The following is a 26,711-nucleotide window of genomic DNA, read 5'->3' as shown; positions in this document are numbered from 1 at the left end:
TCGTTTCAGGCCAGCAGGCTGAAGAGCGAGCGCAGCACGCTCACCGTGGCGAGTGCGATCAGCAGGTTCAGCACGTGCTTTCTGAACTGCTCGGGCGACACGCCCTTGAACGAGCGCTGCCCCCACCAGATGCCCGCGAGCATCGCGGGTGCGAGCCACAGCGCCCACTTGAGCGTGTCGGGCCCGAGCAGGCTGCCCGACGCATGCGCGGATGAGGGCATGAGCGCGGCGGCAATCAGCGACACCACGTCGCTGAAGAGCAGCAGCGCGATCAACGTGGCGCGCAGCGCGGCGGGCGCCATCTTCGCGGTGCTCAACAGCACCGCGATGGCGATGCCGCCGATGGCCGCCACACCGTTGATGAAACCCGAGGCCAGCCCCGCCGCGAGCCGCACGCCGCGCGTGGGCACGAGCGTGACGTGCGCACCGCCGCGCAGCAGCAGCGCCGCGGCCATCAGCAGCGCGCCGATCAGGAGGCGCAGCGGCGTCTCGGGCAGCCATGCGAGCAGCGCCACGCCAAGCGGGATGCAGATGAGGTTGCCCACCATCAGCCAGCTGAGCCAGGGCATGTCGACATCGCGCGCGATGCCGCGCAACTGGCTCAGGCTCGCGAGGATCTCCAGCATGAAGATGGCCGGCACCACGAGCGCGGGTGACACCACCAGCGACATGCCCGCCACAGTGATGGCAGAGAAGCCGAAGCCCGCGAAGCCGCGCACGATGCCGGCCGCGAACACCACGCAGAGGCTGTAGGCGAGCAGCGCCGGCGCGAGCGGCGGAACCAGCAGTTCGGCCGCCGTCATCCCTCGAAGAGCGGCAGCAGCTTCAGGCGCTGCACCTTGCCCGAAGGCCCGCGCGGCAGGTCGGCGACGAAGCGGTAGTGGCCCGGCGTCTTGTAGCGGCCGAGCGCGGTGGCGCTGAAGGCGCGCAGCTCGTCCTCGGTGCAGGCGCAGCCTTCGCGCAGCACGATGCACACGCCGATCTCCTGGCCGTAGTGGCGGTCGGGAACGCCCACGGCCGCGGCTTCGAGCACGGCGGGGTGCCGCAGCAGCGCCTCGTCGATCTCGCGCGGCGCGATGTTCTCGCCGCCCTTGATGATGAGTTCCTTGATGCGGCCGGTGACGAAGAAAAAGCCGTCCTCGTCGCGGTGGCCGAGGTCGCCGGTGCGCAGCCAACCGTCGGGCGTGAAGCTCGCGCGCGTGGCCTCTTCGTTCTTGTAGTAGCCGAGCATCACGTTCGGCCCGCGGATCACGAGCTCGCCCGTCGTGCCGTCGGGCACGGCCGCGAGTTCTGCATCGACCACGCCGGCCATGCAGCCCGAGGCGCGGCCAACCGAACCGAGCTTGCGCGCGGCCGGGTCCATCGGGTTGGAGAACGAAGGCGCCGCGGTCTCGGTGAGGCCCATGGTCTCGACGATGCCGATACCGAACATCTGCTCGAACGCGCGGTGGTGCTCGGGCGGCAGCGCCGCCGAGGCCGAGCGGCAGAAGCGGATGGCCAGCGTCTGCGCGAGCGGCGGCTTCGGGCCTTCGAGCAGGTACGAGATCATGGTCGGCACCACGTTGATCCAGCTGCACTGCGTTTGCGTCGCCTGTTCCCAGAAGCGGCCGGCCGAGAACTTCGGCGGCATCGCGAGGCTGCCGCCGTGTGCGAGCGGCGCGAGCATGGTCACGGCGAACGCGTTGATGTGATAGAGCGGCAGCACCGCGAGCACGCGGTCCGCGGGCTGCAGCGCATGCTCGGCGCTGATGGCATGCGCATTGGCCGCCAGGTTGCGCTGCGAGAGCAGCACGCCCTTGGGCAGGCCGGTGGTGCCGGAGGTGTACATCAGCAGCGCGACGGCATCGGGGGAGGGCGGTGGCGCATCGGCTGCTGCATCGGTTTCGCCCGGCAACGCCTCGGCTTCCGGATCGACCACGATCAGCATCACCGGCCGGTCGAAGGCCTGCACGATGTCGCGCACGCGCGCTTCCCATTCGGGCGCCACGCAGACCACGCGGCAGTCGGAGTGCGCGAGCACATAGCGCATCTGCTCGGGCTGCGAGAGCAGGTTGACCGGGTTCACGCAGTAGCCCGCGTGCATCGCACCCAGCAGCAGGCGCAGCGTCTGCAGGCCGTTGGGCATGACGACCGAGATCGTCTCCCCGGGCTTGGCATGCCGGGCCAGCACACCCGCCGCGCGACGGCAGCCGCGTGCGAGTTCGCCATAGGTGATGTGGCGGTCGCTCTCGGTGGCGCGCGCATACACCGCATGCGGCTGGCGCGCCGCCTGGCGCTCGATCAGCGCATGGACTGTCGTGGAGGCTGCGGCGCCGTTCATTTCGCTCCGTGCTTGGCGAAGTACGCGCCGAAGATCTCGTCCTCGCTCGGCACCTTCTCCGGAATCGGCCGCGACACGCGCGTGATGTTCAGGTAGTGCCGGTAGTTCATGTTGTCGGAGAAATTGTTCTTGCCCCAGGTGCCGCAACCCATCGAGAGCGAGAAGGGCAGGCCGTTGTCGAAGCTGCCGCCGGTGGCGATGCAGTGCGCCTGGTCGACGATCACGCGTGACACCGGCAGCGTGAGGCCCAGCGCCGTCGCGCGCTCGGGCACGGCGCTGTGCAGGCCGACCGAGTGGCCCGCGCCTTCGTAGGCGTAGATGCGCTCGACCGTGGCCGCTGCTTCTTCGAAATCGCGTGCGCCGTAGACGGCGAGCACGGGGCTCAGCTTCTCGCCCGAGAACGGATGGTCGTGGCCCACGCCGTCTTCGGCCACCATGAGGATGCGCGGGTCGGTGGCCGCAATGGCGAGCCAGCCTTCGCGATTCGCGCCGTCGACTTCCGCAGCGCGCTGTGCGATCGTGCGCGCCGATTGGCCGATGACGGCGGCCGAGAGCTTGCCCTCGGGCCACATCAGCGATTGCAGCGTGGCCTTCTGTGCGGCCGCGAGCATGACAGCGCCGCGGTCCTTGAGCGCAGCGAGCATCGAGGCGCGCACCGCATCGACGATCACCAGGCTGTTCTCCGACGAGCAGCTCGTCGCGTTGTCGAAGGTCTTGGAGCGCACGATGCGTTCGGCCGCCGCGTTCACGTCGGCCGTTTCGTCGACGATGCCCGCCACGTTGCCCGCGCCCACGCCGAAGGCCGGCGTGCCGCTCGCATACGCGGCGCGCACGTTGGCCTGCGAGCCGGTCGCCACCACGAGGTCGCACAGGCGCATCAGCTCGGCCGTCGCCTGCTTGTTGATGGGCATCGGCAGCAGCTGCACGAGGTCGCGAGGTGCACCGATGCGATCGAACTCCGCATGAATGAATTCGATGAGCCGCGCCGCCGTCGACCAGCCCTTGGGCGAGGGCGCGACGATGACCGCGTTGCGGCCCTTGAGCGCATTGATGATCTTGTTGGCCGGCGTCGCGCCCGGGTTGGTCGAGGGCGTGACCGCGCAGACCACGCCCACGGGCCGCGCGATTTCCACGATGCCGCGTGCCGGGTCTTCGCCGATCACGCCGACCGAGCGCGCGCCGTGCAGGTCGCGCAGCAGGCCGAAGGTCTTTCTGTAGTTCTTGCGGACCTTGTCCTCGACGTTGCCCACGCCGGTGTCGGCCACGGCCAGCTCGGCCAGCGCGCGGTTGCGCGCCGGTTCGATGATGGCCCAGCCGGCCGCGACCACGGCGGTGTCGACTTGTTCCTGCGACCAGGTTTCGTAGATGCGCTGCGCGGCGCGTGCGCGCGCCACGAGCTCGGCGATGGGGGAAGAGGAGGGGGCTGCGTTGTCCATGAGTCTGTCTGTCTGTCTGTGTCGGTCAATCGACCTTGATCTGGGCTTCCTTGGCGAGCTTCTGCCAGCGCACGAGTTCGGTCGTCACGACCTTGCCCAGTTGCTCGGGTGTGCCGCCGACGCCTTCGCTGCCTTGCGCCAGCAGCTTCTCGCGGATCTCGGGCTCCTTCACCACCGTGTTGATCACGCGGTTGAGCTTGTCGATGACGGGCTGCGGCGTCTTGGCGGGCACGAAGACGGCGTACCAGGAATCGACGTCGAAGTCGGCAATGCCGGCCTCCTGCATCGTCGGCACATCGGGAAAGGCCGCGCTGCGCTTGGTGGTGGAGACCGCGAGCGCCTTGAGCTTGCCGGCCTTCACGAACTGCGCGGCCGCGGGAATCGACACCCACAGCAGCGGCACCTGCCCGCCCATCACGTCGGTCACGGCCGGGCCGCCGCCGCGATAGGGAATGTGGGTCATGTGCGTGCCGGTGCGCAGCTTGAGGAGTTCACCCGCGAGGTGCCCGGGCGAGCCGTTGCCCACCGAGGCGAAGGAGACGCCGTCGGGCTTGGCCTTGGCCAGCGCCACGAGTTCGGCCACGGTGTTGGGCGCGAACTGGTTGTTCGCCACCAGGATCTGCGGTAGCGAGGCAACCAAGCCGACCGGCGCGAAGTCTTTTGCGGTGTCGAAGCTCAGCTTGGTGTAGATGGCCGGATTGATGGTGTGCGAAGAGAGCGTGAACAGCACCGTGTAGCCGTCGGCCGCGGACTTGGCGACGATCTCGGTGCCGATGGAGCCGGCCGCACCGCCGCGGTTGTCGATCAGCACCTGCTGCCCGAGCAAGGTCGAGAAGCGCTCCTGCACGATACGCGCGATCACGTCGGTGCCGCCGCCGGGCGGGTAGGGCACGACCAGGCGGATCGGCTTGACCGGGTAGTCGCTGCCGCTTTGCGCCTGTGTGGCGAAAGGTGCTGCCAAGGCTGTCAAAGTTGCAGCGGCCAACAGGCCCGCGCGCAGCCAGGGGGCGGGGAACAGGTTCATTCGGATCTCCTTCTCTTTGTGGTGGATGTCGGCGGCGCGCTCGCGCGGTAGCCCAGCGTCACGCTCGCATCGCGCGCGCAGGCCATGAGGCGGTCGGCCAGGCCCCGCGCCTGCGTGCGCGCGAAGCGGATCGAGGGCACGCTCATGCCGACGGCTGCGACCGCTTCGCCGCGTGCGTTGAACACCGGAACGCCGAGGCCGCAGACGCCCAGGCGCCATTCCTCGCGGTTCTCCGCGTAGCCGCGCGTGCGCGTGCGTTCGAGTTCGAGAAGGAGTGCATCGAAGTCGGTGATGCTGTTCTTCGTGTGGGCGGCCAGCGTGCCGAAGCGCTCGTGCAGCGCGGGCGCATTGGGCGCCACTGCGGCCAGCAACGCCTTACCCGATGCCACGCAGTAGGCCGGTGCCCGGCCGCCGATGCGCGAGTAGGCGGCCACCGGCAACGGGCTGTCGAACTTGTCGAGGTAGACGATCTCCGCGCCGTCGAGCACGGCGAAGTGAATGGTTTCGCCCGTTTGCTGCGCGAGCGCCGCCAGGTGCGGCCGCAGCAGCGCGCCAACATCGGCCGCATCGCCGACCAGCGCGCCCAATTCGAAGAGGCGCAGGCTCGGGCGGTAGGCGCTGGTGTCCGGGTCCTGCACGGCCCAGCCGCAATCGACAAGCGTCTGCAGCGTGCGGTGCGCATTGCTGCGCGCCATGCCGAAAGCTTGCGCCAGATCGGTGACACGGCAGGGGCGTTGCTGGCGGGTCATCCATTCGATGGCGGCAAGACCTTTGGCGAGCGTGGAATCCATGAGGCTTTCAGATGTGTTCCAAATATCGGAACGCTGTTCCCGGATATGAAACCCAATGTAAGAACCATGGGTGCCCTTTGTCAATCGGGACTTGGATGTAATCCGAAAAGCCTCAGCGCCGGTGGCGGCCTGCCATCAAATCGATCACTTCGCGAAAGATCGTGTTGCCCGTGGACGTGGCCAGGTCGAGCACATGGCTGCGGCTGTAGTACGGGCTCAGGTCGAGCCCGACGCCGATGCCCGCGATCTCGATGTCGCCGCGCTGCTCCTGGCGCGCGACCACGTCGCGCAGGTGGTGGTCGAGGTAGTGCGCGTCGTTTGCGAGATGGGTGGCGCTGTCCATCGGCGAGCCGTCGGAAATCACGAGCAGCAGCTTGCGTGCCTCGGGGCGTTGGCGCAGGCGCTGGCAGGCCCAGTCGACCGCCTCGCCGTCGATGCCTTCGCGGAACAGGTCGGCTTTGAGCAGCGCGGCCATCGCCGGGCGGGCGCGGCGCCATGGCGTGGCCGCGGCCTTGAAGACGAGGTGGCTGCGCTCGTTGAGGCGGCCGGGATGGGAAGGCCTGCCGGCGCGAACCCACTCGCGCTGCGGGCGTCCACCGGTCCAAGCGCCGGTGGTGAAGCCCAGCACTTCGCTGGTCACGCCGGCCTGTTCGAGCGCACGCGCGAACACATCGACCATCATCGCGACCGATTCGGCGTGCTCCTTCATCGAGCCTGAGCAGTCGATGAGAAAGCTCACCATGCAGTCGGCGACCGGCTCCATGCGCTCGGTGCGGAACAGGCGTCGCTCGGTCGGCGAGGCGACGAGCTGCGCGAGGCGGCGGCCGTCGATGAGCCCTTCTTCCTGCCCGCCGTCCCAGCCGTCGCGCGTGGGGTCGGCGAGCAGCGCGCGCAGTTCTCTTGCGAGGCGGGCGATGTTCACGCCCTGCGCGGCGATGCGGCGGTCGAGTTTTTCGCGGTGGTCGGCGAGCACTTCCTTGCGCGCGAGCGCGGCGGCGTCGTGCTCGCGGTCGTAGGCGGTGGTGAAGACGCGGTAGGCGCCGCCGGCTTCTTCCATCACCGCGCTGCGGCCCGACTCGGCGGTGGTGAAGCGCTCGATGATCTCGCGGTCCATGTCGGCGACGAGCATGAACACGCTGCGCTTGTCATCCACATGCGGGTCGCGCGCGTCGGGGCTTTCCTCGCCAGCCTCGTGCAGCATCGCGGCGACGGTGCGCGCGATGGCGAGCGCATGCACGGCGTAGGCGGCCTGGTTGCCGCGGTCGCGGCGCAGGCCCGCGAGTGCATGGCCGATCAGTGGCGCGAGGTGAAAGCGCGTGGCTTCGAGCATGTCTTCGGTTTCTTCCACCACCTGCTGTCCGCTCACGCGTGCTCTGCAGATCTGCGCGACTGCATAGAGCAGCAAACCGCGCGCGGTGTCGGTCAGCCCCGAATGGTGAAAGGCGAGCGACCACTGCTCGTGGCGGTGCCGGAGGTTGTGGCGCATGCCGGCCATGACCTCGGGCGCGAGCGCTTCGACGCGGAACTGCTCGAGCATTTCGAACAGCATGCGTTCGACCGGCTCTTCGGGCCGAAGGCTTTCATGCAGCGCCGCATCGGACACGGTGAGCCGCAGTGCGAGCCCATCGGCCACGCCGCGGAACGAGGCGAAGTCGTCGGTGTCGGCCGAGGGATGCAGATGCGGCGCGAACCACGGCAGCGCCACGCGCCCGCGGTGCAGGCGCTTGCCGCGAAAGTGCAGGTCGCGCTCGCCGCTGAAGGCCCGCACCACGCCCGCGCAGAGTTCGGCGACCTGCTCTTCCTGCCGCGCGCGGCGCTGGGCATCGCTCATATCAGTGGGTGTTTAGAAAGATGAAACCCAAGCCGTTCACGCTGAGCTTGTCGAAGCGCCGCGCAAGGCTTCGACAAGCTCAGCCCGAACGGTTCTTGTCGATCGACAGCAAGTCCGCATCATCCTGGACGGCCGAACTGGTGCGACTCCGCAAGCTCCTGGTCGAAGCAGCGCTGGAAATATTCCGCGACCAAGGGCCGCTCGGCGTCGTCGCACTTGTTGACGAACGAGAGCCGGAACGCGAGCGCCGGGTCCTTGAAGATCTCGACGTTCTCGGCCCAGGTGATGACGGTGCGCGGCGACATCAGCGTGGAGAGGTCGCCCGCCGCGAAGCCCTTGCGCGTGAGATCGGCCACGGCCACCATCGCCGCGACGAGCTTGCGGCCCGCATCGTCGGCCAGCGAGGGCACGCGCGCCTGCACGATCGCGATTTCTTCCTCGGCCGGCAGGTAGTTGAGCGAGGCGACGATGTTCCACCGGTCGATCTGCGCATGGTTGAGCCGCTGCGCGCCGTGGTATAGGCCGTTGAGGTTGCCCAGGCCCACCGTGTTGGCGGTGGCGAACAGGCGAAAGAACGGATGCGGCCTCAGCACCTTGTTCTGGTCCATCAGCGTGAACTTGCCGTCGCGCTCCAGGATGCGCTGGATGACGAACATCACATCGGGCCGGCCCGCGTCGTACTCATCGAAGATCAATGCCACGGGGCGCTGCAGCGACCACGGCACGATGCCTTCCTGGAACTCGGTGACCTGTTTTCCCTCGCGCAGCACCACCGCATCCTTGCCCACGAGGTCGAGGCGGCTGATGTGGCCATCGAGGTTCAGGCGCACGCAGGGCCAGTTCAGGCGTGCGGCCACCTGCTCGATGTGCGTCGACTTGCCGGTGCCATGCAGGCCCTGCACCATCACGCGCCGGTCGCGCGTGAAGCCCGCGAGGATGGCGAGCGTCACGTCGGGGTTGAAGCGGTAGACCGCATCGACCTCGGGCACGTGATCATCCCGCTCGCTGAAGGCGGGCACCTGCAGGTCGGTGTCGATGCCGAACACCTCGCGCACGCTGAGCATCCGGTCGGGTCGCAGGTCTGCGGTATCGGTCACGGTGGGGCTTTCGAAAAAACGTGGGGGTCAGGCCGTGGCACGGTCGGTGCCCGCGTCGGTATCGATGCGGCTCAATGCGAGCGCGGCGCGTTGCAGCGCGGGCAGCAGCGTCTTCGCCTTGGCCGCGTCGAGCCGCATGATCGGCGCCTGCACCGCGATGCAGAGGTTCGAGGGCGCCTCGTCGCCTGAAGGCACCAGCGCGGCGATGCACAAGAGGCCGGGCAGGAACTCTTCGTTGTCGATCGCAAAGCCGTCCTTGCGCACGCGCTGCACTTCCTTCTCGAGCGCTTCGGGATCGGTCAGCGTCTTGGGCGTGTACGTTTCGAGCGATGCGTTGGAGAGCAGCCGGCGCCGCTGCGCCGCGCTCATCTGCGAGAGAAAGATCTTGCCGCTGGCCGAGCAGTGCACCGGCACGCGCGAGCCCGGGTGCAGGTAGAAGCGCAGCGGCGCGGCGGTCTCCACGCGGTCCAGGTACACGACCTCGCTGCCCGAGAGCGAAGTGAGGTTGCAGCTCTCGCCGATCTCCTCGACCAACTGGCGAAGCACCGTGTGGCGCGCGCCGTGCAGGCTGTCGTTGAAGAGCAGGTTCTCCGACAGCCGCCGCAGCCGCGTGCCGATGCCGTAGTGGCGCCCGTCGCCTTCGCGCTGCAACAACCCCGCGCCTTCGAGCTGCTGCAGCATGCGGTGCAACGTGGGCTTGGGCAGGCCGGTCTCTTCGACGAGGCCCTGCAGCGAGTAGCGCTGATCCTTGGCGGCCATGACTTCGAGCAGCCCGAAGAGGCGCATGGTGGGCGTGTCGCCCGCCGGTTCGGACGCTTCCGGACGCGCTTCGGAGGAAAGGCCTTTGACGATCTTCATGCGGCGGATCATAGTTGTTTTACAAAAAACAAGACGAGGCGTACCGATTTTTGTAAATTGTTTGACGCCAAGGCATTGCCGTCCTATATTCCGCCGGAAAGAAATTCGGAACAAGTGGTTCCGACTTTCGAGCTTCGGCATCCCGCCCGACCCCGCCCCATTCCCATCAGGAGACGCCTTCCATGAGCCAGAAGAAACCAGCAGCACCCGCCCGCGAAGCCGTCACCGGCGTGCAGAAGATGACGCCCTCCGAGGCCTTCGTCGAGACCATGGTCGCCAACGGCGTGACCGACATCTTCGGCATCATGGGCTCGGCCTTCATGGACGCGATGGACATCTTCGCGCCCGCCGGCATCCGCCTGATTCCGGTGGTGCACGAGCAGGGTGGCGCCCACATGGCCGACGGCTATGCGCGCGTCTCCGGCCGCCACGGCCTCGTGATCGGCCAGAACGGCCCCGGCATCAGCAATTGCGTGACCGCGATTGCGGCCGCCTACTGGGCGCACAGCCCGGTCGTGATGATCACGCCCGAGACCGGCACCATGGGCATGGGCCTCGGCGGCTTCCAGGAGGCCAACCAGCTGCCGATGTTCCAGGAGTTCACCAAGTACCAGGGCCACGTGAACAACCCCAAGCGCATGGCCGAGTACACGGCGCGCTGCTTCGACCGCGCCATCTCCGAGATGGGCCCGACGCAGCTCAACATTCCGCGCGATTACTTCTACGGCGAGATCACGGTCGAGATCCCGAAGCCGATGCGCGTGGAGCGCGGCGCGGGCGGCGAAAACAGCCTGAACGCCGCGGTCGAACTGCTGGCCTCGGCCAAGTTCCCGGTGATCCTCTCGGGCGGCGGCGTGGTGATGGGCGACGCCGTGGCCGAATGCCAGGCGCTCGCCGAACGCCTGGGTGCGCCGGTCGCGAACGGCTACCTGCGCAACGACTCCTTCCCCGCGAGCCATCCGCTGTGGGCCGGCCCGCTCGGCTACCAGGGCTCCAAGGCCGCGATGAAGCTCATCGCGCAGGCCGACGTGGTGCTCGCGCTCGGCTCGCGCATGGGCCCGTTCGGTACGCTGCCGCAGCACGGCATGGACTACTGGCCGAAGGACGCGAAGATCATCCAGGTCGAGGCCGACCACACCAACCTCGGGCTGGTGAAGAAGATCACCGTGGGCATCCACGGCGATGCGAAAGCCACCGCCAAGGAACTGCTCAAGCGCCTGCAGGGCAAGACGCTTGCCTGCGACGCCACCAAGGCCGAGCGCGCCGACAAGATCAAGGCCGAAAAAGCCGCGTGGGAAAAAGAGCTCGACGAGTGGACCCACGAGCGCGACCAGTTCAGCCTCGACGCGATCGAGGAAGCCAAGGGCGAGAAGACGCCCACCGGCGGCACCTACCTGCATCCGCGCCAGGTGCTGCGCGAACTGGAGAAGGCCATGCCGCCGCGCGTGATGGTCTCCACCGACATCGGCAACATCAACGCCATTGCCAACAGCTACCTGCGCTTCGAAGAGCCGCGCAGCTTCTTCGCGCCGATGAGCTTCGGCAACTGCGGCTACTCGCTGCCCACCATGATCGGCGCCAAGTGCGCCGCGCCCGACCGTCCGGCCGTGGCCTACGCCGGTGACGGCGCCTGGGGCATGAGCATGGTGGAAATCATGACGGCCGTGCGCCACGACATTCCGGTGACCGCCGTGGTCTTCCACAACCGCCAGTGGGGCGCGGAGAAGAAGAACCAGGTCGACTTTTACAATCGCCGCTTCGTTGCGGGCGAGCTCGAAAGCGAGAGCTTCGCGGGCATCGCCAAGGCGATGGGCGCCGAGGGCATCGTGGTCGACAAGCTCGAAGACGTGGGCCCCGCGCTCAAGAAGGCCATCGACATGCAGATGAACGAAGGCAAGACCTGCGTGATCGAGATCATGTGCACCCGCGAGCTGGGCGACCCGTTCCGCCGCGACGCGCTCTCCAAGCCGGTGCGCTTCCTGGACAAGTACAAGGACTACGTCTGACCGAATCGCTGCTCACGCTGAACGCCGGGTCGTCGTCGATCAAGGTCGCGCTGTTCGCGGCGGGCGGCGACGGCGATGCGCTGCCGGCTGCGCGCTGGTCGGGGCAGGCCGATGGGCTCGGCACCGGCTTGAAGGCGCGGCTGCGCGTGCGCGATGCGGCAGGTCGCACGCTGCACGACGCGGCGCTCGATGGCGACCGGCGCTCGCACCAGGGCGCACTTGCGGCGCTGCTCGAATGGCATGCGCAGCAAGGCGGTGGCGACCGCATCGCCGCGGTCGGCCATCGCATCGTGCATGGCGGCGTGAACTTCGTGGCGCCGGTGCGCATCGACGATGCGGTGCTTGCCGAGCTGGCCGCGCTCGAACCGCTTGCGCCGCTGCACCAGCCGCACAACCTCGCGGGCGTTCGCGCCGCCATGAAGGCTTTCGATGGCGTGCCGCAGGTGGCGTGCTTCGACACGGCTTTTCATTCGACGCAGACCGAGGTCAACCGCCGCTTCGCGTTGCCTCGCGCCTTGCACGATGCGGGCGTCAGGCGCTACGGATTCCACGGGCTTTCGTACGAATCGATCGTTGCGCAGTTCACGCGGCTTGCGCCCGGACTGGCTGGCAAGCGCGTGATCGTTGCGCACCTGGGCAACGGCGCCTCGATGTGCGCGATGGCGCAAGGGCGCTCGGTCGCGACGACGATGAGCTTTTCGCCACTCGACGGCTTGACGATGGGCACGCGCTGCGGGCACCTCGACGCGGCCGTCGTGCTGTACCTGATGCGCTCGCACGGCATGTCGGCCGAGCAGGTCGAGACGCTGCTGTTCCGCGAATCGGGGTTGCTCGGCCTGTCGGGTGTCTCGAGCGACATGCGTGAGCTCGAGGCCTCCGCCGCACCCGAAGCCGCCGAGGCGATCGCGCATTTCATCGAGCAAGTCGTGCAGAACATGGGCAGTCTTGCTGCGGCGCTGCGCGGTGTCGATGCGGTGATCTTCACGGGTGGCATCGGCGAGAACGCGAGTGCGTTGCGCGAGCGCATCCTCGAGGAGTGCGACTGGCTCGGCGTGCACGTCGATGCGGCCGCCAACGGCGCGGGCCATGCGCGGCTCACGACGCCCGAGAGTCCCGTGAGCGCCTGGATGCTGCGCACCGACGAAGAGGCGGTCATCGCGCGGCACACCGCGCAAGTGCTGCGCACGGGCGGCTGATTCAGGCCCTGACAAGAACCCAGCCCTGCCCAACCAGTCCAACCGTTCGGGCTGAGCCTGTCGAAGCCTTGCGCGGCGCTTCGACAAGCTCAGCGTGAACGGGCTGGGGGTATCAGCGCTGGAGGTCCATCGACCAAGAATCAGAAACCGTTCGGGCCGAGCCTGTCGAAGCCTTGCGTAGCGCTTCGACAAGCTCAGCGTGAACGGGTTGGGGGTATCAGCGCTGGAGGTCCATCGACAAAGAATCAGAAACCGTTCGGGCTGAGCCTGTCGAAGCCTTGCGCGGCGCTTCGACAAGCTCAGCGTGAACGGGTTGGGGGTATCAGCGTTGGAGGTCCATAGACCAAGAATCAGAAACCGTTCGGGCTGAGCCTGTCGAAGCCTTGCGCGGCGCTTCGACAAGCTCAGCGTGAACGGGTTGGGGTATTAGCGCTGGAGGTCCATCGACCAAGAATCAGAAACCGTTCGGGCTGAGCTTGTCGAAGCCTTGCGCGGCGCTTCGACAAGCTCAGCGTGAACGGGCTGGGGGTGATTGGAAATGGAATCAGCGTCCTGCAGAAGCACGAGGCACGGTCGCGCCGCAGTGCCGAAGGAAATCGGCCGTCGCACGCCCCAGCAATTTGTCGCGGTGCATCACCGTCGCGAGCCGCCGCATGCCTGCGGGCAGCCGCGTGCGCAACTCGACGAGATGCCCGTCTTCCAGTGCTTGCGCCACCGTGTAGCGCGAGAGGCAGGCCAGGGCCGTGCCCGAGGCCACCACGCGCTTGATGGCTTCGGTGCTGCCGAGTTCGAAGCCCACCTGCACCTGCTCCAGGTTCTGGATCAGCCACGCATCGGTGACCTGCCGCGTGCCCGAGCCCAGCTCTCTCAGAACCCAGGTGGCCTGCGAGAGCTGGCGGTGCGTGGCGATGCGGTTCGCAAGCGCATGGCCCGGCGCGGCGACGATGACCAACTCGTCTTCGCGCCATGCGCGCACCACGAGATCGGGGTGCGTCTGCGGGCCTTCGATGAAGCCCACGTCCACCTCGAAACCGGCCACCGCTTCGATCACGTCGCGCGTGTTTGCGATGTGCAGGTGCACCTGGCTCTGCGGATGCAGCGCGGTCCATTGCGACACGCGCTCGGGCAGCAGGTATTCGCCGATGGTGAAGCTGGCCGCCACGCGCAGCGGCGCCGCATGCTCGCCGCTGAAGAGCGCCTGCACCTCGCCCGCCTGGTCGAGCAGCGCCTGCGCCTTGGGCAGCAGCGCGCGGCCGTTTTCGTTGAGCACCAGCCGGCGGCCGATGCGGTCGAACAGCAGCACGCCGACGGACGACTCCAGATCGGCCAGCGCGCTGCTCGCAGCGGACTGCGAACGGGCCACGCGATCGGCGGCCGCGCGGGTGCTGCCGCCGCGCGCCGTGGCCACGAACACCTCGAGCTGGCGCAGGTTCAGGCGCAGGCGCTGAGGAAGCTGTTGATCTGATTTTCCGGTCATGGTGAGCGATATTCTCCGCTTTTCCGATTGATCGCGGCTCCCTAACATCGGCGCTGCCCCGCTTGAAAACAAAGGACCGCCAGTGTTCAGTTTCCTGTCCAAAGAGCCCGTCCACGATCCGCTCAAAGCGCCGACGCCCACGGCGGACACCGAGGTCAAGACCACCACCTGCTACATGTGCGCCTGCCGCTGCGGCATCCGCGTGCACCTGCGCGAAGGCGAGAAGGGCCCCGAGGTTCGCTACATCGATGGCAACCCGGACCACCCGCTGAACCAGGGCGTGATCTGCGCCAAGGGCTCCTCGGGAATCATGAAGCAGGTGTCGCCTGCGCGCATCACGCAGCCGCTGCTGCGCAAGGCCGGCAGCGAACGCGGGGCGGGGGAGTTCGAGCCCATCAGCTGGGAGCGCGCCTACGACATGCTGACCGAGCGGCTCGGCAAGATCCGCGCGACCGATCCGAAGAAGTTCGCGCTCTTCACCGGGCGCGACCAGATGCAGGCACTCACAGGCCTCTTCGCACGCCAGTTCGGCACACCCAACTACGCGGCGCACGGCGGCTTCTGCTCGGTCAACATGGCCGCGGGAATGATCTACACCATCGGCGGCAGCTTCTGGGAATTCGGCGGGCCCGACCTGGAGCGCGCCAAGCTGTTCGTGATGATCGGCACGGCCGAAGACCACCACAGCAATCCGATGAAGATCGCGATCAGCAAGTTCAAGCGTGCGGGTGGGCGTTTCATCTCGATCAACCCGGTGCGCACCGGCTACTCGGCGATTGCGGACGAGTGGATTCCGATCAAGCCCGGCACCGACGGCGCGCTGTTCATGGCGCTGCTGCACGAGCTCATCGGCGACGAGCTGGTGGACCATGCGTTCCTCAAGCGCTTTACCAATGCACCGCAGCTCGTGGTGCTGGACGACTGCGAGCGCGAAGGGCTGTTCGCTTTTGACCCCGAGCGTGGTGTGCCCGGCGACGGGCGCAACCCGCACAACAAGCTGGTGTGGGACAAGGCCAGCGGCAGCGTGAAGCCGGCCTACCCCGAAGGCATCGCCGATGGCTGCGACCCAGCGCTCGAAGGCCACTACACGCTGGCCGACGGCACGCGCGTCGCGCCGTCGTTCCAGTTGCTGCGCGAGCGCGTGGCGCTCTGCACGCCCGAATGGGCAGAGGGCATCACCGGCATCGATGCGGCGCGCATCCGCAAGCTCGCGCGCGAGATGGGCGAGACCGCGCTGCAGCAGGCCTTCGAGCTGCCGATTCCGTGGACCGATGCGTGGGGAAAGAAGCACCCGACCACGCAGGCGCGGCCCGTGGCCTTCCATGCGATGCGCGGCTTGGCGGCGCACTCCAATGGCTTCCAGACCGTGCGCGCGCTCGCGGTGCTGATGAGCGTGCTCGGCACCATCGATGCGCCCGGCGGCTTTCGGCACAAGGCGCCGTATCCGCGCCACATCGTGCCGAACTACCGCGCGTTCAACGACCCCGGAATGATCCAGCCGAACACGCCGCTCAACGCCGCGCCGCTGGGCTTTCCGGCGAACCCGGAAGAGCTGGCGATCAACCCCGACGGCTCGCCGATTCGCATCGACCATGCCTTCTCGTGGGAGCACCCGCTGTCGGCGCACGGGCTCATGCACAACGTGATCACCAACGCGGTGAAGGGCGACCCCTACCGTATCGACACGCTGCTGATTTTCATGGCCAACATGGCGTGGAATTCGAGCATGAACACCATGGGCGTGCGCGAGATGCTCAACCGCAAGGACGAGAAGGGCGAGCACATGATTCCCTTCCTCGTGGTGTGCGATGCCTTCCAGAGCGAGACCGTGGCTTTTTCCGACCTCGTGCTGCCCGACACCACGTACCTGGAGCGGCACGACGTGATGGGCATGCTCGATCGGCCGATCTCGGAGTTCGACGGGCCGGTCGATTCGGTGCGCGTGCCCGTGGTGCCGCCGACCGGCGAGTGCAAGCCCTTCCAGGAGGTGCTGATCGAGCTGGCGTCGCGGCTGAAGTTTCCGGCGTTCACCACGCCGGAGGGCGGGCGCAAGTACACGGGCTATCCGGACTTCGTCGTCAACTTCGAGCCGCAACCGGGCATCGGTTTTCTGATGGGCTGGCGCGGCAAGGACGGTACCGAGCATCTGCGCGGCGCGCCGAATCCGAAGCAGTGGGAGGCCTATGCAGCGAACAACTGCGTGTTCCAGTACCACATGCCCGAGACCATGCACTACATGCGCAACTGGAACCGGGAGTACCTCGATTTCGCGAAGGACAAGGGTTGGCGCCAGCGCAACGACCCGGTGCAGCTGGCGCTGTACTCCGACACGCTGCAGAGCTTTCGCCTCGCCGCGCAGGGCAAAAGCCCGGGGCGGCAGCCGCCCGATGCACTGCGTGAGCGCATCGACACCTACTTCGATCCGCTGCCGTTCTGGTATCCGCCGCTCGAGGAGGCCGCGACCGACCTGGAAGCCTATCCACTCAACGCACTCACGCAACGGCCGATGGCGATGTACCACTCGTGGGATTCGCAGAACGCGTGGCTGCGGCAGATCCACAGCCACAACTACCTGCATGTGAATCCACTGACCGCGCAGGCCGCGGGTATTGCGGATGGCGGCTGGTGCTGGGTCGAGAGCCAGTGGGGCAAGGTGCGCTGCATGCTGCGCTACAGCGAGGCGGTGGAGCCCGGCACGGTGTGGACATGGAATGCGATCGGCAAGGCCGATGGCGCATGGCAGCTCGCACCCGGTTCGGATGAGGCGCGCAAGGGCTTCCTTCTCAATCACCTGATCAGCGAGGAATTGCCATGCGAGGGCACGGCGAGCGGGCGCATCAGCAATTCCGATCCGATCACCGGGCAGGCGGGCTGGTACGACGTGCGGGTGCGCATACGGCCGGCGGAACCGGGCGAACCGGAAGAGAGCTATCCGCAGATCGCGAGCATGCCGAGCGTGCCTGGGGTGCTGGGCAAGGCGGCGAGTGTGTTGACGTACTTTGCGGGGAGGGGCAAGAAATGATGCAGTGGCTCAAGGACCTGATGGCCCCGGTTTCGCTCCCTCCCCTTCCGGGGGAGGGCTGGGGTGGGGGCACGGCGGCCTTCATCGAAGCGCGGCATCCAGTAGAAGCGCCGCTGCCCCCACCCCAACCCTCCCCCGGAAGGGGAGGGAGCAATACCTCCAAACGCGCGGAGCCCGGCGAAACGCTCGCCAAGCAACTCGCCCTCGTCATCGACCTGAACGTCTGCGTCGGCTGCCACGCCTGCGTGACCTCGTGCAAGCAATGGAACACCTCCGGCAGCGCCGGCCCGCTTGCCGACGAGCGACCTTACGCCGCCAACCCGACCGGCACCTTCTTCAACCGCGTGCAGACCTACGAGGCCGGCGCCTTTCCGGCGACCGAGACGGTGCACCTGCCCAAGAGCTGCCTGCACTGCGAAGACCCGCCCTGTGTGCCCGTGTGTCCGACCGGCGCGAGCTACAAGCGCAAGGAAGACGGCATCGTGCTCGTCGACTACGACAAGTGCATCGGCTGCAAGTACTGCGCATGGGCCTGTCCCTACGGCGCGCGCGAGCTCGATGAAGAACGCCAGGTCATGACCAAGTGCACGCTCTGCGTGGACCGCATCTACGACGAGCTGCTGCCCAAGGAAGACCGCAAGCCCGCCTGCGTGAAGGCCTGCCCCACGGGCGCGCGCCTCTTCGGTGATGTGAAGGACCCGGACTCCGAGGTGTCGAAGGCGATCCGCGAACGCGGCGGCTACCAACTGATGCCGGAGTGGGAGACCAACCCGGCCAACCAGTACCTTCCGCGCCGCATCACGCAATCGACGGACGCGCAGGGGTAACGGCATGCATCCCGCGTTCTCGATCCTTTTCTTCACCACGCTGGCCGGCGCGGCGCAGGGGCTTGTGTTCACGCTGGCGCTCGGTGCGCTGTTCGGTCTGGAGATGGCGCCGGGCTTTCTGACGATCGCATTGGGCTTGGCCGAGGTGTTGCTTGTGGCGGGGCTCGCCGCCTCGTTCATGCACCTGGGCCGCAAGACGCGCGCATGGCGCGCGGTGCTGATGTGGCGCACCTCGTGGATGTCGCGCGAGGTCATCGTGCTGCCGGCCTTCATCGCGCTGGTGGCGCTGTGGTGGCTGTCGCTGCGCTTCGGCGTGGGCGCGCCGTGGTCGTGGCTGCTGCCCGTGCTGGTGCTGTTCGGTGCTGTCGCGCTCTGGTACTGCACCGCGATGATTTATGCGTGCCTGCGCTTCATCGAGGAATGGGCGCATCCGCTCACCATCGTCAATTTCACGCTGATCGGGTTGTCGTCGGGGCTGGTGCTGGCCTGCGCGATGGCGGCCGTCGCCGGCGAGGCGCGCTTCGTGCAGGTCTTCGGACCGTACGCGCTCGGCGCCACGCTGGCGGCGTGGGCCGCGCGCGGACAGGCATTGCGGCGTAACGCGGGCATTCGCCACAAGTCGACGCTGCAATCGGCCACCGGCATCCGCACGGAAAAGCTGGTGCAGAAGTCGATGGGCATGTCGGCCGGGTCGTTCAATACGCGGGAGTTCTTTCATGGCGCATCGCTGGCCGCGCTGAAGAACATCAAGCTCGGCTTCCTGCTGTTTGCCTTCGTGCTGCCTGCGCTGCTGCTGGCGTGGGGCCTCGCGAGCGCGGCCGTGTTGCCGTGGCTGCTCGCGGTGCTGGTGCAGGCGCCGGGCCTGCTGGCCGAGCGCTGGTTCTTCTTTGCACAGGCCAAGCACCCGCAGAACCTGTATTACCAGGTCGTTTCCTAGGCCTCGTAGTTCAGCGCAAGCCCGGGCGTCGGCCAGTCGTCGATGGCAATCAGCCTTCCGCTGCCCGAGAGCGTGATGTAGGCCGTGCGCCGGTCGCGCCCGCCGAAGCAGATGTTGGTGGTGTAGCGGTCGGGCAGCGGCACGTGCTCGACCGAGCCGCCATCGGGCGCGACGATGCTGATGCCGCCGTGCAGCAGCGTCGCCACGCACAGGTTGCCCAGCGCATCGACCGCCATCGAATCGAAGCGCTGGTAGTGACCGCCCGGCGAGGCGCAGAGCATGCGGCCGCCATGCGGCGAAGGCCAGCCGTCCTTGCGCACGCGGCCCTGCGCGGTGATGTCGAAAGCCCAGACGCGCGCGCCCTCGGTCTCGGCGTAGTAGAGCGTGTCGCCATCGGGTGAGAGCGCGATGCCGTTGGGCGTCATCACCGGCCGCGCGATCACGCGGGCTTCGCGGCCGTCGGCGTGGCCGTAGAAGAGGCCGCCCCGGTCCATGTCGCGCTCGCGGGTCTTGCCGAGGTCGGTGAAGTAGAAGCCGCCGTGCGCATCGAACACGATGTCGTTGGGACCGCAGAGCGCGCCGCCTTCGACCGTGTCGAACAGGCGCTCGGCGCGGCCGGTGGCCAGGTTCACGCGCTCGATGCGGCCGCCCGAATAGTCCGCGGCCTGCCCCACGGGGCGATGGCAGCCGTCAGCCTCGGTGTGCCATTTGAAGCCGCCGTTGTTGCAGACGTAGACCGCGCCGTCCGGCCCGATGGCCGCGCCGTTCGGGCCACCGCCGAGGTCGGCCACCACCTGCACCAGTCCGTCGTGCCGCACGCGCGAGAGCGTGCCGCGTGCGATTTCGACCAGCAGCACCGAGCCATCGTCCATGGCGATCGGGCCTTCGGGGAATTGCAGGCCGGTGGCGAGTTCGCGGATGTGCATCGGGGTCTCCATGCGCTGGCGTGTGCGGGGTTGCGAGTTTGCGGCTTCCCGCCGCGCTTTGCACGTTTCATCGAGACGTCATGAATGCGTCACCGCGCCTTTATAGATTGCCGCCTTCGCTTCAACACAACGAGGAGGGCATTCATGACCCGAGGATTCATCGATTCGATCTGGCAGCGCCGCCTGGTGGCTGTTGCCGCCTGCACCGTGATCGCCGCATGTGGCGGCGGCGGCGACGGAGGAGGTGGTGGTTTTCCATTCGTGGTACCGCCGCCGGCACCCGCGCCCGCTCCCGCCCCGGCACCACCGGCTCCGCCTCCTGCGCAAGAAGGCGCCGGGTTGCCGCACCAACTGACCGGCTGGGCTTCGCTCTCGGACACCGCGCGCTGGCCCGGCCCGACGACTGGGCAGTTCATCACCGCCGCGCTCGGCGTCACGCCGCCCTTCATCGACGGCCAGCCGATTCCCGGCTTCTCCGCGCTGCTGAAGAACGACGACGGCACCTGGACCGCCATGGCCGACAACGGCTACGGCAGCAAGGGCAATTCGGCCGACTTCGTGATCGGCATCTACAACATCGGCATCGACTTCCGTACGGCGTCGAACGGCACCAGCGTGCCGGGCGCGATCAAGCTGAACAGCCGCGTCGACTTCAACGATGCCAAGGGCTTCCTGAAAGACGGCAAGGGCGTCGACCTGAAGATCACCGCCGACTTCGCCAACTACCAGACCGTTTCGGGCAACAACCTGGTCGACAGCGGCAAGCCGGTGGATGCGCGCATCCGCAGCGGACGGCTGCTCACGGGCTTCGACCTCGACGTCGAATCGATTGCACACGCGAGCGACGGCACCTACTTCGTGGGCGAGGAGTTCGGCCCTTACATCCTGCACTTCGACAAGGATGGCACGCTCATGAGCGACCCCGTGCCGCATCCGTTCCTGCGCAGCCCTTCGAATCCCGAGGTGATGAACAACGGCGCGAGCGTCACTTCGCTCGCGAGCCGCGGCTTCGAGAGCCTCGCGTTCAACGGCGACCGCAGCCGGCTCTATGCGGTGCCCGAAGCCGCGCCCTCGCTGGCCTCGCTTCGGCCCGTAGCTGATGACGAGCGCTATCTGAATATCTTCGAGTTCGATCCGGCCGCGATGCTCTACACCGGCAAGAACCTGGTCTACAAGAAGGACGGTCCAGCCAAGGACAACCAGATCGTGATCGGCGACATGACGCATGTGGGCGGCAGCCGCTTCGTGCTGATCGAGCGCGACAGCCTGTTCGGTGCGAAGGCGGTGGTCAAGCGCCTGTACATGATCGACCTGAACGTGAAGGACGCCGATGGCGCGCTCAAGAAGACGCTGTTGGTGGACTTGCTGAACATCTCCGATCCGAAGGACATCGGCGGACCGCTGGCCGGCGTGGCCGATGGCAAGTTCAGCATGCCTTTCGATTCGATCGAGAGCGTCGAGGTGGTGGACGAGCACACGCTGGCAGTGGCCATCGACTCGAACTTCCCGACCGAGGACGGACGCGTGCCGGGCAACCCGGACGACACGGAAGTGATCACGCTGCGTTTCGACCAGGCGTTGTTCGATCGCAAGGCGCCGTAGTTCGTGTTGAAAATAATCGACTAACTTGTTGACGATCGGGTAAAGACTATTTACAGTCCAACCCACTCGCGGTTCAGGCCGCAAATATTTTCAGCAAACACGCACAGCAGCATCGACCAGGAACCATCGTGAAGACCGCAGCCATCCGCATCCACAGCATTCGACCCGCATCGGGCCGTTCGCTCGTGTGCGTCGCGCTGTGCGATGGCGTCGGCGTGTTGCCGCAGCAGCGGCTGCTCAATCAATACCCGGATTCCATTCAAGCGCTGCAGGCCAACCTGTGGGATTGCGCTGATGAGGATCGGGTGACACCGGGTGGAGGAAGCGCTTAGGCGTGTAACTCCCAAGCTCTCTTGCACAGAGGCCCGGACACCGAAAGGTTCCGGGCCTTTTTTGTTTTGTTGTTCAACGTTCAACACACACGCAGTGATCGCACTGCATGACACCGCGCTTCGAATCGGTGGATGCTCATTAAAAGTTCGCGGCACATCCATTCATTTATCCACCGCCCCGGTGACGGAACCGGCATACGTGTCCGCCTTAGAAGCGGAATTCTGGGAGTTCGAATCTCCCCTGGGGCACCAACCTTTTTAGTGTTTGATTTTTCTCTGGGTGTAGTGTCAATCTGGTAGACGGCCTGCCTTGGAAGCAGGAGGCTGCAGGTTCAAATCCTGCCACTCAGACCATTCTTTTTTTCATTCACGCGTGTGTAGCTCAACTGGCAGAGCACTGGACTCCAAACCCAGCGGTTGAAGGTTCGAATCCTTCCGGGCGCGCCATCTTTTTCTTTCATCGTCTCGTTCGTCTAGCGGCCAGGACATCGGGTTTTCATCCCGAAGATCGTGGGTTCGAATCCCACACGAGGCTCCAGCATTTGATGGCCCTTCGCCTAGAGGCCCAAGGCACCGGGTTTTGATCCCGGCATCCAAGACTCGAACCCTTGAGGGCCTGCCATTTTTTTCTCTTCGTTCCGCTAACTCAGTGGCCAGAGTGCCTCCCTGTCTCGGAGGAAGCCAGGGGTTCGACTCCCCTGCGGAACGCCACACATACAACTTTCATCTGGATCGTGAGCAGCACTGGCGACTGCAGCGGGCTGTAACCCCGCCTCTTCGGAATACTTCGTTCGACTCGAAGACGATCCACCACTCACTCATGCATTGAATCTTCGGCGCGGTAGCAAAGTGGCCATGCAACGGATTGCAAATCCGTCCAGCCCGGTTCGACTCCGGGCCGCGCCTCCATTTGGGTGTTGGTCTGTGCACTTGTACTTTTGTATGCCGCGGCCCTCCTGTTATTTTTCACTGGGCGCTGTTTCTAGTAGCCTGAAAGTAGCACTGGCACGTGACTTCGTCTTCATTGGGCAGAACGTGCGGGATATCATTTGTACAAGCCCTGCGGCTGGTGGTTGCGCACTGCGCATTCGTGCGACAGGTAGAGCCGATCGGCTCGAGCTTCATCCATCAAAGCCGACTGCAGCAAGAGCGATGAGTAGCGTTGCAGGATCAACCGGGGCGCCGCTGAACGCGAATGCGGATCGAGAGTCTCGGGGAGAGAAAAAAACATGTCGAACTTCAACTCTGCGTCGTTGGGCGCAATGCTGCGTGCGGGCACGACGCAGCGCGATCGCCTGCTGGTGCTGCACACACCACTGGGTGCCAACAAGCTGCTGGCCGAACGTATCGAAGGCGTGGAGTCTCTTGACGACGGCGGCTTCCGCTTCGAACTCACAGCGCTGAGCGACGACGCGAACATCGAACTCAAGACCCTCATGGGCCAAGGCGTGCGCCTCGATCTGCAGACCGCACAGAGCCGCACTGACCTCCGCCCCTTCCACGGCCACGTGACCGAGGCCGAGTGCGTCTCGAGCAACGGCGGCATGGCGCGCTACCGCATCGTCATCGAACCCTGGCTCGCATTCCTGCGTCACCGCCAGGACAGTTGCCTCTTTCAGCACCAGAGCGTGTTCGACATCGTCGACGCCGTGTTCGCGCGGTACCAAAGCCAGGGCAAGCTGGCCGTGCAATGGCGCTGGGAGATTGCCCAGCGGGACATCTATCCCGTGCGCGGCATCACCACGCAGTACCACGAGAGCGACTTCGATTTCGTTGCGCGGCTGCTCGCCGAAGAAGGCCTGTGCTACTGGTTCGAACACGCCACCGGCAAGGACGGCGACCTGGGCAGCCACACTCTCGTCATCGCCGACCACAACGGCGCCTTCCGCGCGAACACGCAAGCCACCATCCGCTTTCACCGCGCCGACGCGAGCGAGCGCGAAGACACCATCCAGCAATGGCGCGGCAGCCGCCAGCTGCAGACCAACAGCCTCGCGCAGCAGAGCTGGGACTACAAGAGCGTGAGTGCGAGGCCCGTGCAGCAGCAAAGCCGTGGCGCAGGCCACCGCACTCTGCAGTGGAGCGACGACCCTGGTGCCTACGGCTGGGAGACCTCGGCCCAAGGCGAACGCCTCCTGTCCAACGCCTTGCAAGCCTTGGAGCTTCGCAACAAGCGCTTCGAAGGCCAGAGCGCCGTGCGCACGCTGGCACCCGCCACCACCTTCACGCTGAGCGGCCACGAGCAGCACGACAAGGACAGCGAAGAGGACCGCCGCTTCGCTGTGCTGGCCGTGCGCCACATCGCGCGCAACAACTTCGACGAAGCCTTGAAGGCCGGTGTCGGTGAACGCCTCGGACTGCCCGACATCGCCACCGTGTTCGATGCATCGGAGGACAGTGACAGTGACAGCGGCAATGCCGCAGCCAAGCCCGACACCGTCACCCACTACCGCAATGACTTCACGACAGTGCGCGCGGCCACTCCCTACCGCCCGCTGAGCGTGGACGGCCACGGCCAGCGCATCCACCCAAAGCCCAGCGTGCACGGCAGCCAGAGCGCCATCGTGATCGGCGTGGGTGAGAACGCTCCCGTGCACACCGACCGCGACCACCGCGTCAAGGTGCAGTTCCACTGGCAGCGCGGCAGCGGCTCCAGCGCAAGACAGCCCCGCCCCGACGGCCAGGACAATGCGCCGGCCGCGGATCGATTGGGCGCCTGGGTGCGCGTGGCCGCCAGCGCTGCTGGCGACAACTGGGGCCAGGTCACCCTGCCGCGTGTGGGACAGGAAGTGCTGGTCGAATTCCACCATGGCGACATCGACCGCCCCGTCGTCGTTGCAGCCCTCTACAACGGTGCTGGCCAGGCCGACGCCCAGCACAACGAGAAGTCCGCGGGCGCGGCCCAGTCCACAGGCAACGCCCCCGCCTGGTTCGCGGGTGAAGGCAAGGAAGCCAAGGAGCACGCGCACAACGCCGTCTTCTCGGGCATCAAGACCCAGGAGTTGAGCGCCAGCCAGAGCGGCGATGGCGGCTACAACCAGCTGGTCTTCGACGACACGCCGGGGCAGGGCAGCACGAGCCTCGCGACCACGCAGGCCATGAGCCGGCTGCACCTGGGGCACCACAAGCAGCAGGACGACAACGCGCGCGGCAAGGCGCGGGGGCATGGGGCTGAACTCGCAACGACCGCGCAGGGTGCCATCCGCACGGGGTCAGGGTTGCTCGTGAGCGCACATGCGCAACAGAACGCCAAGGGTGCGTTCATGGCCAGTCGCGAAGCGCAGCAGCAGACGAAGCAGGCCGAAGAACTTGCGACCTCGCTGGCCAACAGTGCGCAGACGCAGAAGGCGCAGATCAAGGGCGAAGAGGCGCCGGACAAGCTGCCGGCCATCGAGGCACTGAAGCACGTGGCCGAGGTGCTCGGGGCGACGCAGGAGGGCGCGTCAGCAAGCGGAGTAAACGGCAGCGGCGGCGACATCAAAGCCACCGAAGGCGGTCAGGGCAGCGTTACTGCCTATAGCGAGCCGCACCTGCAGTTCAGCGCGCCCAAGGGAATCGGCTTCGTCACGCCGAAGGAGGTGATTGCCGTCAGCGGCAAGCACACCGCCATCGTCGCCAACCAGGACATCGACTTGCCCGCGCAGGGGCAGATCGCGGTGAGCGTAGCCAAGGGGGTGAGCTTGTACACCGTCGGTGCCAAGGCGGGTGAGGGGGCAGAACCCAACCAGGAGCGCGGCATCGCGCTGCACGCAGCCAGCGGCAGCGTGACGCTGCAAAGCCAGAAGGGCGCGACCAAGATCGCGGCCGACAAGAAGGTGACGATCGCCAGCACGACGAAGAACGTCGACGTCGAGGCGCCCAAACACGTGCTGCTGACAAGCGCCGGGGCGTACATCAAGCTGGAAGGCTCGAGCATCAAGATCCATGCACCGGGGAAGGTGACGTTCAGGGGAATGCACAACTTCGTCGGACCGCAGGGGGACAGTGCGAGCAATGACTTGCCAAGCGGCGACTTCAAGGGGTGCGCTCCCGCGGCCGAAACAACTGCAGTTGGTGGCGGAGGACTGATCTGATGCGCTTGCCGGATTGGCCTTGGGACGACGTACCCGCTGCGCTGGTCGAATCGCTGTCCGCGCAACTGATGTCTCGCTTTGCGCCTGGTCGTCCCATCTATCTCCTGATCGATCCTTTCCTGGGCGATGAGAAGGGCCTGGACGACCACCGCGCCAAGTATCCGATCGATGGCAAATCTTTCGATGTCCCGCCGGATCGATCACCCTATTTGATCGAACTCGAGGACAGACACGACCCCTTGCTGGACGCGAGCCTGGCCATCGCCGTGCGCGAGCATCTGGTCGCGTGCACGGTGGGAAGCGGCGCGTTCCGGATCGGTGCCTGGCTGCAGACGGACCACAGCAGCGGCGCATTGCTGGCAAGGCAATTGAGCCATTTGTTCAGGGCGCGAGGGGCACCGAATGCAAAGCGCTACCTGCGGCTCGCAGATCGACGAATGCTTGCGCTGTTGCATCAGATGCCTCATTTGGAGAACCAATCACCGATGCCGGCCATCGATTGGCCCGAAGTGCTCAAGGGCGTGACCGAATGGATCTATCTCGACATGAACTTCAAGCTGCAAAGCCTGCAGGGTGCGCCAGGCGAGCTGCGAATTCTTCCGCTCAATTTGAAGGAGCGGCATTGGGCGCTACCACTGCAGGCCGAAGCCATCAACCGCACGCTGATGGCGTGGCAGCAGCAGCGCTATCCGTTGCCGGCTGACGCCACGGTGCAGGTGTTGCGCAAGGTGGCGAACGCGCAGCGCCGCGGTATCGTCGATCCGCAGGATCAGGCGGCCTATTCGGCCGAGGCGCTGTGCCATGAGGCATTCGAAAGCTGGCAGGGCCTTGACGATCAATTGATTTCGTTGCGACGGTTTGGCGGTCGCGTGCAAGACATGCTTGCAGAGCAGCGCGCGAATTGGGTCGATCGATCGATCTGAAGCGCTCCGATTTTTTATCTTTCTGAACGCGCC

General features: G+C 66.4%; 19 protein-coding genes and 6 tRNA genes. 15 read left to right on the top strand and 10 right to left on the bottom strand.

From position 1 onward, the window contains the following. Window positions 1–5: 5 nt before the first annotated feature. The 8 genes from VARPA_RS22030 to VARPA_RS21995 all read right to left on the bottom strand — a co-directional run bounded on the left by VARPA_RS22030 (window position 6) and on the right by VARPA_RS21995 (window position 9,369). A complete protein-coding gene (locus tag VARPA_RS22030) occupies window positions 6–803 on the bottom strand; it encodes a sulfite exporter TauE/SafE family protein (RefSeq protein ID WP_013542790.1) in 798 nt (265 codons plus the stop codon). Next, on the bottom strand, window positions 800–2,320 hold the full coding sequence (locus tag VARPA_RS22025; RefSeq protein WP_013542789.1) for an AMP-binding protein: 1,521 nt from the start codon (window positions 2,318–2,320) through the stop codon (window positions 800–802). Before VARPA_RS22025 ends, VARPA_RS22030 begins: the two co-directional genes overlap by 4 nt. Beyond that, window positions 2,317–3,756 (bottom strand): acylating sulfoacetaldehyde dehydrogenase, encoded by a 1,440-nt coding sequence (sauS, locus tag VARPA_RS22020; protein WP_013542788.1) that lies wholly within the window; start codon window positions 3,754–3,756, stop codon window positions 2,317–2,319. Before sauS ends, VARPA_RS22025 begins: the two co-directional genes overlap by 4 nt. Before the next feature lie 25 nt (window positions 3,757–3,781). Further along, complete coding sequence (locus VARPA_RS22015) at window positions 3,782–4,780, bottom strand: tripartite tricarboxylate transporter substrate binding protein (protein ID WP_013542787.1); 999 nt, start codon at window positions 4,778–4,780, stop codon at window positions 3,782–3,784. Beyond that, window positions 4,777–5,571 carry an IclR family transcriptional regulator gene (locus VARPA_RS22010; RefSeq protein ID WP_013542786.1) on the bottom strand — a complete coding sequence of 265 codons (795 nt, stop codon included), beginning with the start codon at window positions 5,569–5,571 and terminating at the stop codon, window positions 4,777–4,779. The genes VARPA_RS22015 and VARPA_RS22010 overlap by 4 nt, the downstream gene beginning before the upstream one ends. 112 nt (window positions 5,572–5,683) lie before the next feature. Further along, window positions 5,684–7,402 carry a cobaltochelatase CobT-related protein gene (locus VARPA_RS22005; protein WP_013542785.1) on the bottom strand — a complete coding sequence of 573 codons (1,719 nt, stop codon included), beginning with the start codon at window positions 7,400–7,402 and terminating at the stop codon, window positions 5,684–5,686. 119 nt (window positions 7,403–7,521) lie between these two features. Beyond that, entirely contained in the window at window positions 7,522–8,499 is a 978-nt protein-coding gene (locus VARPA_RS22000; protein WP_013542784.1) for an AAA family ATPase, read from the bottom strand. Window positions 8,500–8,526: 27 nt separating this feature from the next. Then, a complete protein-coding gene (locus tag VARPA_RS21995) occupies window positions 8,527–9,369 on the bottom strand; it encodes an IclR family transcriptional regulator (RefSeq protein WP_041942997.1) in 843 nt (280 codons plus the stop codon). A gap of 170 nt (window positions 9,370–9,539) precedes the next feature. Between VARPA_RS21995 and xsc the strand changes: the two genes are divergently transcribed. Both xsc and VARPA_RS21985 read left to right on the top strand, forming a co-directional pair. Then, window positions 9,540–11,363 carry a sulfoacetaldehyde acetyltransferase gene (gene xsc / locus VARPA_RS21990; protein WP_013542782.1) on the top strand — a complete coding sequence of 608 codons (1,824 nt, stop codon included), beginning with the start codon at window positions 9,540–9,542 and terminating at the stop codon, window positions 11,361–11,363. Further along, the gene (locus VARPA_RS21985; protein ID WP_013542781.1) at window positions 11,360–12,559 is read left to right on the top strand and encodes an acetate/propionate family kinase; all 1,200 of its coding nucleotides are present in this window, start codon (window positions 11,360–11,362) and stop codon (window positions 12,557–12,559) included. Before xsc ends, VARPA_RS21985 begins: the two co-directional genes overlap by 4 nt. A 544-nt stretch (window positions 12,560–13,103) precedes the next feature. Here the strand turns inward: VARPA_RS21985 and VARPA_RS21980 are convergent. Next, window positions 13,104–14,036: a LysR family transcriptional regulator gene (locus tag VARPA_RS21980; protein WP_041942996.1), complete on the bottom strand. Its 933-nt coding sequence runs from the start codon at window positions 14,034–14,036 to the stop codon at window positions 13,104–13,106. Window positions 14,037–14,118: 82 nt separating this feature from the next. On the opposite strand from VARPA_RS21980, the gene VARPA_RS21975 reads away from it, so the two are divergent. From VARPA_RS21975 to VARPA_RS21965, 3 genes are read left to right on the top strand one after another with little or no spacing between them, the layout of a single operon-like run. Then, window positions 14,119–17,058 (top strand): molybdopterin oxidoreductase family protein, encoded by a 2,940-nt coding sequence (locus VARPA_RS21975; protein ID WP_013542779.1) that lies wholly within the window; start codon window positions 14,119–14,121, stop codon window positions 17,056–17,058. After that, window positions 17,055–17,885 (top strand): 4Fe-4S dicluster domain-containing protein, encoded by an 831-nt coding sequence (locus VARPA_RS21970; protein ID WP_013542778.1) that lies wholly within the window; start codon window positions 17,055–17,057, stop codon window positions 17,883–17,885. Before VARPA_RS21975 ends, VARPA_RS21970 begins: the two co-directional genes overlap by 4 nt. A gap of 4 nt (window positions 17,886–17,889) precedes the next feature. Then, window positions 17,890–18,822 (top strand): dimethyl sulfoxide reductase anchor subunit family protein, encoded by a 933-nt coding sequence (locus VARPA_RS21965; RefSeq protein ID WP_013542777.1) that lies wholly within the window; start codon window positions 17,890–17,892, stop codon window positions 18,820–18,822. On the opposite strand, the gene VARPA_RS21960 is transcribed toward VARPA_RS21965, so the two are convergent. Further along, complete coding sequence (locus tag VARPA_RS21960; RefSeq protein ID WP_013542776.1) at window positions 18,819–19,748, bottom strand: SMP-30/gluconolactonase/LRE family protein; 930 nt, start codon at window positions 19,746–19,748, stop codon at window positions 18,819–18,821. The two genes, VARPA_RS21965 and VARPA_RS21960, sit on opposite strands and share 4 nt — an antisense overlap. 144 nt (window positions 19,749–19,892) lie before the next feature. On the opposite strand from VARPA_RS21960, the gene VARPA_RS21955 reads away from it, so the two are divergent. The 10 genes from VARPA_RS21955 to VARPA_RS21910 all read left to right on the top strand — a co-directional run bounded on the left by VARPA_RS21955 (window position 19,893) and on the right by VARPA_RS21910 (window position 26,678). Continuing rightward, the gene (locus VARPA_RS21955; RefSeq protein ID WP_013542775.1) at window positions 19,893–21,350 is read left to right on the top strand and encodes an esterase-like activity of phytase family protein; all 1,458 of its coding nucleotides are present in this window, start codon (window positions 19,893–19,895) and stop codon (window positions 21,348–21,350) included. A 128-nt stretch (window positions 21,351–21,478) separates the two neighbouring features. Beyond that, window positions 21,479–21,682, top strand: a complete 204-nt coding sequence (locus VARPA_RS31185; RefSeq protein ID WP_013542774.1) for a hypothetical protein — start codon at window positions 21,479–21,481, stop codon at window positions 21,680–21,682. 175 nt (window positions 21,683–21,857) lie between these two features. Beyond that, window positions 21,858–21,934, top strand: a tRNA-Leu gene (locus VARPA_RS21950). 24 nt (window positions 21,935–21,958) lie between these two features. Further along, window positions 21,959–22,036 (top strand) — tRNA-Pro (locus VARPA_RS21945). 17 nt (window positions 22,037–22,053) lie between these two features. Next, window positions 22,054–22,129: transfer RNA gene (locus VARPA_RS21940), tRNA-Trp, on the top strand. Between the two features lie 15 nt (window positions 22,130–22,144). After that, window positions 22,145–22,220, top strand: a tRNA-Glu gene (locus tag VARPA_RS21935). A gap of 97 nt (window positions 22,221–22,317) precedes the next feature. Next, window positions 22,318–22,393: transfer RNA gene (locus VARPA_RS21925), tRNA-Asp, on the top strand. A gap of 124 nt (window positions 22,394–22,517) precedes the next feature. Continuing rightward, window positions 22,518–22,591 (top strand) — tRNA-Cys (locus VARPA_RS21920). Between the two features lie 320 nt (window positions 22,592–22,911). Then, window positions 22,912–25,755, top strand: coding sequence for a type VI secretion system Vgr family protein (locus VARPA_RS21915; protein ID WP_013542773.1), 2,844 nt, complete (start codon window positions 22,912–22,914; stop codon window positions 25,753–25,755). Further along, window positions 25,755–26,678, top strand: a complete 924-nt coding sequence (locus tag VARPA_RS21910; RefSeq protein ID WP_013542772.1) for a DUF4123 domain-containing protein — start codon at window positions 25,755–25,757, stop codon at window positions 26,676–26,678. The genes VARPA_RS21915 and VARPA_RS21910 overlap by 1 nt, the downstream gene beginning before the upstream one ends. Window positions 26,679–26,711: the final 33 nt, after the last annotated feature.

The organism is Variovorax paradoxus EPS, from assembly GCF_000184745.1.
GTDB classification, from domain to species: Bacteria; Pseudomonadota; Gammaproteobacteria; order Burkholderiales; family Burkholderiaceae_C; genus Variovorax; species Variovorax paradoxus_C.
This window is presented reverse-complemented; position numbering and strand designations above follow the sequence as displayed.